This is a genomic window from Novosphingobium sp. PC22D, from assembly GCF_002556635.1.
GTDB lineage: Bacteria > Pseudomonadota > Alphaproteobacteria > Sphingomonadales > Sphingomonadaceae > Novosphingobium.
The window spans coordinates 157,896-170,094 of record NZ_MWMO01000005.1 but is presented as its reverse complement, the minus strand read 5'-3'; the positions used below and the strand labels follow the sequence as shown (position 1 = coordinate 170,094).

Annotated in this window: 10 protein-coding genes; 6 read left to right on the top strand and 4 right to left on the bottom strand. The window is 66.8% G+C overall.

Going from position 1 to position 12,199, the window contains the following annotated elements; genetic code table 11:
• Positions 1–22: 22 nt before the first annotated feature.
• Positions 23–226, bottom strand: coding sequence for a hypothetical protein (locus B2G71_RS10470; protein WP_098105705.1), 204 nt, complete (start codon positions 224–226; stop codon positions 23–25).
• A complete protein-coding gene (locus tag B2G71_RS10465; RefSeq protein WP_098105704.1) occupies positions 226–429 on the bottom strand; it encodes a DUF4169 family protein in 204 nt (67 codons plus the stop codon). Before B2G71_RS10465 ends, B2G71_RS10470 begins: the two co-directional genes overlap by 1 nt.
• Before the next feature lie 213 nt (positions 430–642).
• Here B2G71_RS10465 and B2G71_RS10460 point away from each other — a divergent pair, with 213 nt between their 5' ends.
• Positions 643–5,406, top strand: coding sequence for an NAD-glutamate dehydrogenase domain-containing protein (locus tag B2G71_RS10460; RefSeq protein ID WP_098105703.1), 4,764 nt, complete (start codon positions 643–645; stop codon positions 5,404–5,406).
• A gap of 22 nt (positions 5,407–5,428) precedes the next feature.
• Here the strand turns inward: B2G71_RS10460 and B2G71_RS10455 are convergent, their stop codons facing one another.
• Complete coding sequence (locus tag B2G71_RS10455) at positions 5,429–5,890, bottom strand: Lrp/AsnC family transcriptional regulator (RefSeq protein WP_098105702.1); 462 nt, start codon at positions 5,888–5,890, stop codon at positions 5,429–5,431.
• Between the two features lie 106 nt (positions 5,891–5,996).
• Between B2G71_RS10455 and phhA the strand changes: the two genes are divergently transcribed.
• From phhA to B2G71_RS10430, 5 genes are all read left to right on the top strand, one after another.
• On the top strand, positions 5,997–6,872 hold the full coding sequence (gene phhA, locus B2G71_RS10450) for a phenylalanine 4-monooxygenase (protein WP_098105701.1): 876 nt from the start codon (positions 5,997–5,999) through the stop codon (positions 6,870–6,872).
• Positions 6,869–7,972, top strand: coding sequence for a 4-hydroxyphenylpyruvate dioxygenase (gene hppD, locus B2G71_RS10445; RefSeq protein WP_098105700.1), 1,104 nt, complete (start codon positions 6,869–6,871; stop codon positions 7,970–7,972). Before phhA ends, hppD begins: the two co-directional genes overlap by 4 nt.
• Positions 7,973–8,058: 86 nt before the next feature.
• Positions 8,059–8,619, top strand: a complete 561-nt coding sequence (locus tag B2G71_RS10440) for a VOC family protein (RefSeq protein WP_098105699.1) — start codon at positions 8,059–8,061, stop codon at positions 8,617–8,619.
• On the top strand, positions 8,619–9,257 hold the full coding sequence (maiA, locus tag B2G71_RS10435; RefSeq protein WP_098105698.1) for a maleylacetoacetate isomerase: 639 nt from the start codon (positions 8,619–8,621) through the stop codon (positions 9,255–9,257). The genes B2G71_RS10440 and maiA overlap by 1 nt, the downstream gene beginning before the upstream one ends.
• 25 nt (positions 9,258–9,282) lie before the next feature.
• Positions 9,283–10,290 (top strand): fumarylacetoacetate hydrolase family protein, encoded by a 1,008-nt coding sequence (locus tag B2G71_RS10430; RefSeq protein ID WP_098105697.1) that lies wholly within the window; start codon positions 9,283–9,285, stop codon positions 10,288–10,290.
• Positions 10,291–10,788: 498 nt separating this feature from the next.
• Here B2G71_RS10430 and B2G71_RS10425 read toward each other — a convergent pair whose 3' ends face one another.
• Positions 10,789–12,048 (bottom strand): N-succinylarginine dihydrolase, encoded by a 1,260-nt coding sequence (locus B2G71_RS10425; RefSeq protein ID WP_098105696.1) that lies wholly within the window; start codon positions 12,046–12,048, stop codon positions 10,789–10,791.
• Positions 12,049–12,199 lie beyond the last annotated feature (151 nt).

Below are 12,199 nucleotides of genomic sequence, written 5' to 3'. Positions count from 1 at the left end.
CTGACGGCACAAGGGCGCCCGCTCATCCCTCGATCAGGTCGAGGTAGGCGATGACGTCGTTGTCGGTGGCGAGGAACAGGCCTTCCTGCACGATCTCGGTCTGCTGCGCGGCGATGTCCATCGCCTGCGACAAGGGGCCGTAGAACAGCGTCGTCGCCGCGCCCCCCTCGGTCCCGCCTTCGAGATGATAGAGCCTGACGCTGGCATCGGAGAAGGTCGTGCGCATCAGGCGTCTCCGTCACCCGGATCATCGCGCGGATCGCGCCGCGCGCCTTCGAGCTGACGGTCGGAGCGTGCCGCCTCTGCCTCGGCGAGCCGGCGTTCGGCCTTGGTGCGCCCGTGCCTGATTCGCTGCGCTTCGGCCTGCGCCTCCTTGTCGCGGCGCAGCCTGATCTTGCGCGCGGCCCTCAGATTGACGATCTCGCCCATTGCCCGGCGATCCTAGCACCGCCCGGGCGAACATCCCAGCACGACCATGCATGCGATCACGGCCTTGTTCGTGGCCCGGACAGTTCGCGCGCCGGAGCCTTGCGGAGGTCGTGCGAACGTGGGGTGTCCGATTCGCCGCGGCCTCCTATATATCCGCAACAACAAAGGCTCGTCCGTTCGACGGGGCACGAGAATACGTTTGCGGAGAAGACGATGACCGCCACCGATACCGCCGCGAAATCCCGGCGCGCAAAGCGAGAAGGTGCGCGCGAAGCCACCACCAAGGCCGCGCTCGAAAGCGAGATCGCCGCCGGCATCCGCGACTCGCTGCTGCCGGGGGAATTGCCGTACGAGAAGGGCTGGGTCGAGGAAGCGGCCGCGTTCCTGCTCGAGACCGCGCGGACCCGCAAGCCGGGCGAAGCGGCGATCGAACTCGCTTCCACCAGCGAGGGACGGCGGCACCTGCGGATCGCGGTGATCAACGACGACATGCCGTTCCTCGTCGATTCGCTCGCGCTCGCGATCTCGGCGACGGGGTTGGTGGTCGATCGCCTGGTGCACCCTGTCATTCCCGTGCGGCGCGACGCCAAGGGCAAGCTCCTGGCGGTCCCCGAAAGCGCGGACGGGGATGCCTTGCGCGAATCGATGATCTACGTCGAGACCGCGCGTATCGACGCCAAGGACCGGCGCGCGCTGCTCCAGGCGATCAACGGCACGCTCGCCGACGTTCGCGCGGCGGTGGCCGACTGGTCGCGCATGGTCGAGGCCATGGCCGAGGACGCGGCGCGGATCGCCGATGACGAAGGCAAGGCGCTGCTGACCTGGCTCAACGCGGACAACCTCACCCAGCTTGGCCACGTCACCCGGCGGCGCGACGGCAGCCATGAAAAACTGCTCGGCATTTGCCGGCGCGGCGCCAAGGCGATTCTCGCCGACCCGAGCTACGAGCGCGCCTTCGCCTGGTTCGACAATGCCGTGAAGCGCGGCGCGGTGCGCGCGCCCCTGATCGTCAAGGCGAACCGCATTGCCACGGTCCACCGCCGCGTCCCGCTCGACCTGTTCATCGTGCCGATCATCGAGGACGGCAAGGTCACCGCGCTTTCGATCCATGCGGGCATCTGGACGAGCCAGGCGCTGGGCACGCCGCCCGATCGCGTGCCGCGGCTGCGCCAGCAGCTCGCGGTGCTCTCGGACCGGCTCGGTTTCGATCCGAACGGCCATACCGGCAAGTCCATCACTCACGCGCTGACCAGCCTGCCGCACGATCTCGTCGTCAGCTTTTCGGACGACGACGTCGAGCGCGTCGTCACCGCGATGACCAGCCTCGTCGATCGCCCCCGGCCGCGCCTGCTGCTGGTCGAGGCGCCGCTCGCCCGCCACCTGCTCGCGTTCGTATGGCTCCCGCGCGACATGCTGTCGACGCAGATGCGGCTCAAGATCCAGGCGATGATCGAGGCCAAGGTCGGTGCGTCGACGCTCGACTGGAGCCTGCAGGTCGAGGCGGGCGCGCTGGCGATCCTGCGCTATCAGCTCGATATTCGCGAGACCGGCACCGTCCCCGAGGAGGCCGAACTCGATGCGCGACTGCAGGTCATGCTGCGCGGCTGGAGCGAGGCGGTCGAGGCCGCGATCGCCGCCGATGGCGAACCGGGCCGCGCCGTGGCGATCGCGGCGCGCTATGCCGAGGCCTTCCCGATGGCCTACCGCAGCGACTACGGCGCGACCGAAGCGGCGATCGACATCCGCCACATCCGCAAGCTCGCGGGCGGCGACAGCGAGGAGACCGCCGGGCGCCCGGGCCGCCGCGATGCACGGCTCTATCGCCACGAAGCGGACGATCCCAAGCGGCTGCGGCTCAAGGTCTACCAGTTCGAGGGCAGCCTGCCGCTGTCCGATGCGGTCCCGGCGCTGGAGAACTTCGGTTTCCGCGTGCTCGAGGAAATTCCGACTCCGCTCGACCATGGGCGAATCGGCACGATTCACGATTTCCTGCTCGAACTGCCCGAAGGCCAGCCCGCGCTGGACATGCTCGATAGGGCGGGCGTGATCGAAGAGGCGATCACCTCGGTGCTCAGCAATGGCGCTGAGAACGACGTTTTCAACCGGCTCGTCACCACCGCCGGGCTCGATGCGGGCGAGGCCGACTGGCTGCGCGCCTTCTACCGCTACCTGCGGCAGGCGGGAAGCAATTACACGATCTACACCGTGGTCGATGCGCTCGGCCGCGCGCCGGAGGTGACTCGCGCGATCATCGAACTGTTCCGTGCGCGCCACGACCCGGACTTCGCGGAAGATCGCCAGGCGGCGGAGCAGGCCGCGTCCGAGGCGATCCGTGCGGGCCTCGCGGGCGTCGCGGCGATCAACGACGACCGCGTGCTGCGTCAGGTCCGCGCGCTGGTCGAGGCGATCTTGCGTACCAATGCCTTTGCTCCGGCGGGGCGGGAGGCGCTGGCTTTCAAGCTCGAATCCGCGCTCGTGCCCGGCCTGCCCAAGCCGGTGCCCTGGCGCGAGATCTTCGTCTATTCGCGCCGCGTCGAAGGCATCCACCTGCGCGCCGGGCCGATCGCGCGCGGCGGACTGCGCTGGTCCGACCGCCGCGACGACTTCCGCACCGAGATCCTCGGCCTGATGAAGGCGCAGCGAGTCAAGAACGCGGTGATCGTGCCGACCGGCGCCAAGGGCGGCTTCTATCCCAAGCTTCTGCCCGATCCGGCGCGCGACCGTGCCGCATGGGCCGCCGAGGGGCAAGCGAGCTACGAGCTGTTCATCCGCACGCTGCTTTCGGTCACCGACAACATCGTCAAGGACAAGGTCGTCCATCCCGAGCGCGTGATCGTGCGCGACGGCGAGGACCCCTATTTCGTCGTCGCGGCCGACAAGGGCACCGCGAAGTTTTCCGACGTCGCCAACGGCATCGCCGAATCGCACGATTTCTGGCTCGACGACGCCTTCGCCAGCGGTGGCTCGAACGGCTACGATCACAAGGCGATGGGCATCACCGCGCGCGGCGCGTGGATTTCGGTGCAGCGCCACTTCCTCGAAATGGGTGTCGACGTGCAGTCCCAGCCCATCCGCGTCGCGGGCTGCGGCGACATGTCGGGCGACGTGTTCGGCAACGGGATGCTGCTGTCGAAGGCGGTGAAGGTCGTGGCGGCCTTCGATCACCGCCACATCTTCATCGATCCCGATCCCGACCCGGCGACGAGCTGGCTCGAGCGCAAGCGGCTGTTCGACTTGCCGCACTCGAGCTGGGACGACTACGACAAGAGCCTGATCTCTCCCGGTGGCGGTGTGTTCGCGCGCACGATGAAGCGCATTCCGCTTTCCGAAGCGATGCGGGCGCTGCTCGATACCGATGCCAGCGAACTCGAGCCCGAGGCGCTGATCTCGGCGATCCTGCGCGCGCCGGTGGACCTGATCTGGTTTGGCGGCATCGGCACCTATGTCAAAGCCGCCGCGGAGAACAACGCCACCGTGGGCGATCCCACGAACGATCCGATCCGCGTCGATGCCGATTTGGTGCGCGCGCGAGTGATCGGCGAGGGCGCCAATCTCGGCGTTACCCAGGCGGGCCGCATCGAGTTCGCGCAGCGGGGCGCCTCCGGCGCCGGCGGACGCATCAACACCGACTTCATCGACAACTCGGCGGGCGTCGATTGCTCGGACAACGAGGTCAACATCAAGATCGCGCTCGCCGCGGCGCGCCGGTCGGGCAAGCTCTCCGAAAAGCGCCGCGTCGAATTGCTCAGCCAGATGACCGACGAGGTTTCCGAACTCGTGCTCGAGGACAACCGGCTTCAGGCCCTGTCTTTGTCGATCGCCGAACGCGGTGGCGCGCGGGCGATGCCTTCGCACTTGCGGCTGATCGAAATGCTCGAGGAGACCGGCAATCTCGACCGACGTACCGAGGGGCTTGCGGACGGCGACGTGCTCGCGCGCCGCGCGGTCGACGGGCATGGGCTGACGCGGCCCGAACTCGCGGTCCTGCTTTCGAGCACCAAGCTCTTGTTGCAGGCCGCGATCGAGGACAGCGACCTGCCGGAGGATCCGGGCCTGACCGAGTTGCTTGTCTCGTCCTTCCCATCGCCGATGCGCGGCGATTTCCGACGCTACATCGAGGGGCATCGGCTGCGGCGTGAGATCATCGCGACCAAGCTCGCCAACCGCATCGTCAATCGCCTGGGCATCGTGCATCCTTTCGAACTGGCCGAGGAGGCGGGCGCGGATCTCGCCCAGGTCGCTGCGGCCTTCACGCTCGCCGACCGATTGTTCGGCCTCGACGCGATCTGGCAGCGGCTCGACGCGGTCGAGACGAGCGAGACCGCGCGCCTCGCGTTGTTCGACAAGCTGGCGCTGATTACCCGCACCCACATGGCCGACCTGCTGCGCGCCGGAGCGGGCCGAGCGGCGCCCGGCGCTCTCGCGAAGCGTCTGCAAAAAGGCGTGGCCGCACTTTCGACCGACACCGAGGAAATGCTGGGCGAGAGCGCGCAGGTTCATTCGGCGAAGCTGCGCGAGCAACTCGCCGGGATCGGCGCGCCCGCTGATGTGAGCGCGCAGGTGGTGCACCTTTTCGACCTCGACGGCGCGATCGGCATTACCGATCTCGCCGAGCAGACCGGCATCGCGCCGCGCCAGGTCGTCGCCGCCTTCACCCGGCTCGGTAGCGGGCTGGGGCTCGACTGGGCGCAGACGACGGCGGCGCTGCTCGAACCCTCCGATCCGTGGGAGCGCCTGCTGGTGGCCGGCCTCGCCCGCGACTTCCAGGAGATGCGGCTCGATTTCCTCAAGTCGCTGGCGCGCGAGCGCGGCGCCAGATCCGATCCGGTCGGCGCGGTCGAGCAGTGGGGCGCGCGCAACAAGGCCGCGATCGCGACCTTCCGCGCGATGGTCCGGCGCGCGGAGAGCGCTGTTCCGGTGACGCCTTCCATGCTCGCCCAGATCGCCAGCCAGGCGCGTCACCTGCTGACGCGCTAGGCGCCGGGCGCTGCTGCTCCGCTCACTCCAGCGGCAGTGCGCGGGCTTCCTTGATCGTGTCGAGCACGATGATCGAGCGCACGTCGCGCACGCCGCGAATGCGCACCAGCCTGCGCAGGGTGATCTCGCTGAGGTGCTCGACGTCGCGCGCGATGACGTGGACGAGGTAGTCGCTGTCGCCGGTCACCGCATGGCAGGCGATGACGTAGGGGTTGGTCGCGATTTCCTCCTCGAAGGCGTCGATGTTCTCGTCGCTGTGCGCGGCGAGGTTGATCAGCACGTAGGCGTTGAGTTCGAAGCCCAGTTTCCGCTCGTCGAGGATCGGTGCGTAGCCTTCGATAAGCCCTTCGTCCTCGAGCCGCTTGAGGCGGCGGCTGACCGGTGTTGCCGAGAGCGCCGTGCGTTCCGCGATCGCGGAGACGGGCATGCGCGCGTCTTCCTGCAGCGCCGCGATGATTCTGCGATCGAATTCGTCAACCTGCATGATTTCGCTACCCGCGCCATATGGATTAGTGATTTTCACTATAGCGATGGCGTCATGGTAGACAATCCGCACGAACCTGACGCGGCGAATCTGCTATAACGAAGGCATGAAGACACCGCTGACGAAAACGAGCACGAGCGGGCTTCGGGGTGACTACGAGGATGCCGCGAGCGACTTTACCGTCGCGCAGCAGTGGAAATCGTACACCGCCGAGCCGCATGCGCGCTGGCGCCGCCTTTACGCCAACCAGAGCCGCCTCGCCGAGCGCTATGCCGCGCCGCAGTTTGTGAAGGGTTTGAAGCGTCTCGATTGCGCCGACGGCATTCCCCGGTTCGAGGACGCCAACGCGGTGCTGGGGCCGGCCACGGGCTGGCAGCTCGTTGCCGTTCCGGGCTTCATTCCCGACGACCATTTCTTCGACCACCTCGCGCACCGGCGCTTCCCGGTGACGCGCTGGCTGCGCGAGGAGCACGAGTTCGACTACCTCGTCGAGCCCGATGTGTTCCATGACTTTTTCGGCCACGTGCCGATGCTGCTCGACCCGACGATAGCCGACTTCCTCGAGCTCTACGGCAAGGCCGGCGAGCGGGCGATGGCGATGGGCGCGCTCGACATGCTCGCGCGGATCTACTGGTACACGATCGAGTTCGGCCTGCTCAGGACCGAGCGGGGCCTGAAGGTCTTCGGCGCGGGGATCGTCTCCTCGCCCGGCGAGACCGTCTTCTCGATCGAGGACCCCGATGTCGTGCGGCTGCCGTTCGAGCCGGTGCGGATCATGCGCACCGCTTACAACATCGACAGCTACCAGAAGACCTACTTCGTGCTCGACAGCCTGCCGCAGCTTATCGACGGGCTCGTCGATCTCGATTTCGGGCCGATCTACGAAAGCTACCGCGATAGCCCGCCGCTGCCGGCGGGCGAGATCCTGCCGGGCGAAACGCCCTTGCGCACTGCACAGACCACGGGAGAACCCACTGCATGACCGACCTGTTCGAAAATCCGATCGGCCTCGACGGCTTCGAGTTCGTCGAGTTCTCAGCCCCCGAGAAGGGCATGCTCGAGCCCGTGTTCGAGGCGATGGGCTTCACCCGCGTCGCGCGGCACCGCTCGAAGGACGTCGAACTCTGGCGTCAGGGCGAGATCAACTTCATCACCAATTACGAGCCCAGGAGCCCGGCGTGGTTCTTCAGCCGCGAGCATGGCCCTTCGGCCTGCGGCATGGGCTTTCGCGTCAGGGATGCCCGCGCGGCCTATGCCGAGCTGCTCGCGCGCTCGGCCGAGCCGGTCGAGGTCGAGACGGGGCCGATGGAGCTGCGCCTGCCCGGCATCCGCGGCATCGGCAACTCGATCATCTATCTGATCGACCGTTACGAGCGCCCCGGCGAGGGCGAAGGCCTTTCGATCTACGATATCGACTTCGAATATCTGCCCGGCGTGGACCGTCATCCGGAGGGTGCGGGGCTCAAGCTGATCGATCACCTCACGCACAACGTCTACGGCGGTCGCATGGCCTTCTGGGCGGACTACTACGAGAAGCTCTTCAATTTCCGCGAGATCCGCTATTTCGACATCAAGGGCGAGTACACCGGCCTCACCTCGAAGGCGCTGACCGCGCCCGACGGCAAGATCCGCATCCCGCTCAACGAAGAGGGCGATGGCGGCAAGGGCCAGATCGAGGAGTTCCTGCGCCAGTTCAACGGCGAGGGCATCCAGCACATCGCGCTGATCTCGGACGATCTGGTCAAGACCTGGGACCACCTCAAGCAGCTCGGCGTGCCGTTCATGACCGCACCGCCCGAGACCTATTACGACATGCTCGACGAGCGCCTGCCGGGCCACGGCCAGCCGGTCGGCGAGCTCAAGTCGCGCGGCATCCTGCTCGACGGCACCACCGAAGGCGGCCGCCCGCGCCTGCTGCTGCAGATCTTCGCCGAAGCGAACGTGGGGCCCGTGTTCTTCGAATTCATCGAGCGGCAGGGCGACGAGGGTTTCGGCGAGGGCAACTTCAAGGCGCTGTTCGAATCGATGGAGCGCGACCAGCTTCGCCGCGGCGTGCTCAAGGTTGAAGAACCGGCGGAATAACAACACATTCGTTCAGGCTGGGCCGGGCGACGCACGAAAAACAGTGCGCGTCCGGCCTGCGCCGTGAGCGGCAAAGGAGAGTCGAGATGAGCCTGGCAGACAGCCCCCCCGCGCTTTCGGGCATTCACCACGTCGCCTATCGCTGCAAGGATGCCAAGGAGACGGTCGACTTCTATCGCGACGTCATGGGCATGGATTTCAAGCTCGCGATCGCCGAGGACAACGTCCCCTCGACGGGTGAGCCCGACCCTTACATGCACGTGTTCCTCGATGCGGGCGGCGGCAACGTGCTCGCCTTCTTCGAACTCCCGACCCAGCCCGAGATGGGCCGCGATGAGCAGACCCCGGCCTGGGTCCAGCACATCGCCTTCAAGGTCGCCGACTACGACAGCCTGATGAGCGCGAAGGCGCGCGCCGAGGCGCGCGGGCTCGACGTCGTCGGGCCGACGCATCACGGCGTATTCAAGTCGATCTACTTCTTCGATCCGAACGGGCATCGTCTCGAACTGGCGTGGGACTTCGGAACGCCCGACCAGTACGAAATGTTGAAGGACGTGGCCGATGACATGCTAGAGGAATGGTCGCGAACCAAGAAAGCCCCGCGTCACGCGGCATGGCTGCACGAGAAGATCGAGGCCGAGACCTGATGCGGCTATACGCCTATTACCGCAGTTCGACGAGTTACCGCCTGCGCATCGCGCTCAATCTCAAGGGTCTCGACTATGAGGTCGTTCCCGTCGACCTGCGGTCCAACGAGCAGCGCGGCGAGGATTTCCGTGCGCTCAATCCCTTTGCCGGAGTGCCAGCGCTGGAGTTGAACGGCAAGGTCCATGCGCAGTCGATGGCGATCATGGAATGGCTCGACGAACGCTTCGCCGATCGCCCGCTCCTGCCTTCCGACGTCGAGGACCGCTTTCATGCACGCGAACTCGCCTATGCGATCGCGACCGAACTGCATGCCCCGCTCAACCTGCCGGTGCTGCAATATCTCAAGCACGAGCTTGGCCATTCGCAGACCGAGATCGACGCCTGGTACAGCAACTGGCTCGCCAAGACGCTCGAGCCGCTCGAAGCCCGGCTCGCGGCGCGGGGCAGCGGCGATTTCCTGTTCAACGCGCCGGGGATGTTCGAGGCCGTGCTGATCCCGCAGCTCTACAACGCGCGCCGGTTCGCTTTCGAACTTTCCGCGATGCCGCACCTGTGCCGCATCGAGTCCGCATGTCTTGCGCATCCGGCCTTCATCGCGGCGCATCCCGACACTCAGCCCGACAGTCCCAAGCACTGACTTAGACAACGAGAGGATTTTCCGCATGAAGCTCGCCAGCCTCAAGCACGGCCGCGACGGCAAGCTGGTCGTGGTCAGCAAGGACGTGACCCGCTACTGCGCGGCCGACAACATCGCGCCGACGCTTCAGGCCGCGCTAGACGACTGGGATCGCTGCGCGCCGATGCTCGAAGCGCTTTATACCGACGTCGAGCACCAGGCGGTGCCCTGCGAGCGCTTCCACGAGCACGACGCGGCCTCCCCTTTGCCGCGCGCGTATCAGTGGGCCGACGGCAGCGCCTACATCAATCACGTCGAACTCGTCCGCAAGGCGCGCGGCGCCGAAGTGCCCGAAAGCTTCTATTCGGACCCGCTGATGTACCAAGGCGGCTCGGACGGCTTCCTCGCCCCGCGCGATCCGATCCCGCTCGGCGACGAGGCCTGGGGCTGCGACATGGAAGGCGAGATCGCGGTGATCACCGACGACGTGCCGATGGGTGTCAGCGCGTCGCAGGCGCTCGATCACATCAAGCTGATCCTGCTCGCCAACGACGTCTCGCTGCGCAACCTCATCCCTGGCGAACTCGCCAAGGGCTTCGGCTTCTTCCAGTCGAAGCCGCCGACGGCCTTTTCGCCCGTGGCGGTGACGCCCGAGGAACTGGGCGAGGCCTGGAAGGACGCCAAGGTCCACCTGCCGCTCAAGGTCGATTACAACGGCGAAGCCTTCGGCCGCGCCGAGGCGGGCAACGATGCTACGTTCTCGCTCGCCGAACTGGTCGCCCATGCGGCCAGGACGCGCCCGCTGTGCGCCGGCACGATCATCGGCTCGGGCACCGTCTCCAACAAGGACGCCGACGGCTCGCCGGGGCGCCCGGTCAAGGACGGGGGCCTGGGCTACTCGTGCATTGCCGAAATCCGCATGATCGAGACCATCAACGACGGCAAGCCCACCACCGAATTCATGCGCCCCGGCGACACCGTCCGCATCGAAATGTGCGACGCCCACGGCCACTCGATCTTCGGCGCGATCGAACAGGTGGTCGAGAAGGTCTGAGCGGGGCCGGCTCGCACCAGGACGAGCGGGATTGGCATGAGTCCTGCCAATTTCCGCTTTCGATGAAATCCTTGCGAGCCTAGAACGTCGCCAATGTCGTGGTGAGCGGACACGGATGGTCATATGATCGTGAGATGAGAAACCGTCGGCTTGCCATCCTCGCGACCGCATTTGAAGGCTGCCCAGATCGATGGATTTGGTATGCGAACGCTTGGTCACGAGGTCTTCTCGTTAGCAATGATGAGCGAAGTATATTTCTCGAATTTCGACCCTTAGATTTTCGAGATGCGATAGCGGGAAGAATGCCAACCGAGCCCCGCCGACCCTATTGGCCAACTCTTCGACGACTGCTGAAAGCCGGGTTGACTGGCCGCGATCCAGCTTTGGATCGATAAGCGCAATGTCCGCAACGTCGTCGTGTCCGGAAAGTCCGCTTGCAAACCGTATTCGTGCGATAGCAGCCGTGGATGGCTTTCCAAGTGACCTCTCACGACAGCGCTAAGCCAGCGCCTCCAGTTCACTAAGCCCAAGCGTCGCCAACAGTGCTGCACGCGCGGCTTTGGCTGCGGCCCACAGCGCGGGGCGCGCCAAGTCGTCGGGCGCGATTTCTTCGGGCCAGTGGGCGCGGACCACCGCCTCGACCTGCGCAATGCGGGCTTCGCTGGCCAGGAAGCGCGGATCGACCGTCGCCGGATCGGCGACCACGCGCAGCCGCAGGCACGCGGGCCCGCCGCCGTTCGCCATCGATTCGCGAAGATCGTGGACGAAGAGGTGGCGGATCGGTCCGTTGCCCGCGACATGCCCCTCCAGCCACGACCAGACGCTGGAGGTCTCTCGCGCCTCGCCGGGCAGGACGAGCGCCTGTTCGCCCGAGGGCAGGCTCACGAGCTGGGCGTTGAACAAGTACGAGGTGATCGCATCGCCGAGCGGCACTGCGCTGTCCGGGACCTCGACGATCTCGATCTCGGGCAGCTTGTCGCGAAGCTGCGCGTAGAGCCCATCCTTGTCGGCGAAGGCGAGTTCGTGCGCGAAGAGCACGCGCTCGTTGGCGACGGCCACGACGTCGTTGTGGAACGCGCCCGCCGCGATCGCTTCTGCGGACTGCTGCGCGAAGACCGTGCGCGCTGGATCGAGCCCGTGAAGCCGTGCGACGCTCTCGCTCGCGACACGGTGCTGGCGGGCGGGGAAGGGGCCGCCGCTCTCGCCGTAGACGAAGACCTCGATGCCCGGCGCGTCGTGCCCCGCGCATAGCCGCATGTGGTTGGCCGCGCCCTCGTCTCCGAAGGGCGGCGGCACCGGCACGTGGACCGCGAAGGCGGCGCGGTTGGCAAAAGCGAGCCGGACTTGCGCGAGCGTGTCGGGCCACTCGTGACTGCGGTGAGGCATCGTCACGAGATTGGCGACCGTGAGGTGGCACAGGCCATCGGCGGTGTCCGGCGCGGGGCTCACCGTCGCCGCGTTCGCCGCCCACATGCTCGAGGCCGACATTGCCCCATAGCGCAACCGCGCATCGGCATGCGCCATGTCGGTGCCCAGCGCCGCCAGCCAGCGCGCGTCGGGGCGCGGCAGCGGCATGAACCAGCCTTGCGGCAACCCGCGTTCCAGATTGGCGCGCATCTTCGCGAGCCCCTGCAGCGCCGCGTCGCGCGGGCGCGAGACCGCGCCCATGTTGCGCGTCGAGGCGAGATTGCCGAGGCTGAGCCCGGCGTAGTTGTGGCTGGGGCCGACGATCCCGTCGAAGTTGATTTCGCTGAGCATCGCAGCGGTCTAGCCGAGGCGCGCCGACCTCGCCAGCCTGGCGGCGGCGGTCCCCGAGTGCTTCAGGCAGCCCGCCGTGCATTTACGGAAGTGACCGGACGCGCCCCCGTATCGCCCACGACCCGCCGAGACCCACGCCGGGCCTTGCGCG

Coding starts and splice junctions, on each gene's coding strand:
- phhA (WP_098105701.1), top strand. CDS start 5,997: ATGAAGACACCGCTGACGAAAACGAGCACGAGCGGGCTTCGGGGTGAC.
- B2G71_RS10425 (WP_098105696.1), bottom strand. CDS start 12,048: ATGCTCAGCGAAATCAACTTCGACGGGATCGTCGGCCCCAGCCACAAC.
- B2G71_RS10460 (WP_098105703.1), top strand. CDS start 643: ATGACCGCCACCGATACCGCCGCGAAATCCCGGCGCGCAAAGCGAGAA.
- B2G71_RS10440 (WP_098105699.1), top strand. CDS start 8,059: ATGAGCCTGGCAGACAGCCCCCCCGCGCTTTCGGGCATTCACCACGTC.
- B2G71_RS10455 (WP_098105702.1), bottom strand. CDS start 5,890: ATGCAGGTTGACGAATTCGATCGCAGAATCATCGCGGCGCTGCAGGAA.
- B2G71_RS10465 (WP_098105704.1), bottom strand. CDS start 429: ATGGGCGAGATCGTCAATCTGAGGGCCGCGCGCAAGATCAGGCTGCGC.
- B2G71_RS10430 (WP_098105697.1), top strand. CDS start 9,283: ATGAAGCTCGCCAGCCTCAAGCACGGCCGCGACGGCAAGCTGGTCGTG.
- maiA (WP_098105698.1), top strand. CDS start 8,619: ATGCGGCTATACGCCTATTACCGCAGTTCGACGAGTTACCGCCTGCGC.
- hppD (WP_098105700.1), top strand. CDS start 6,869: ATGACCGACCTGTTCGAAAATCCGATCGGCCTCGACGGCTTCGAGTTC.
- B2G71_RS10470 (WP_098105705.1), bottom strand. CDS start 226: ATGCGCACGACCTTCTCCGATGCCAGCGTCAGGCTCTATCATCTCGAA.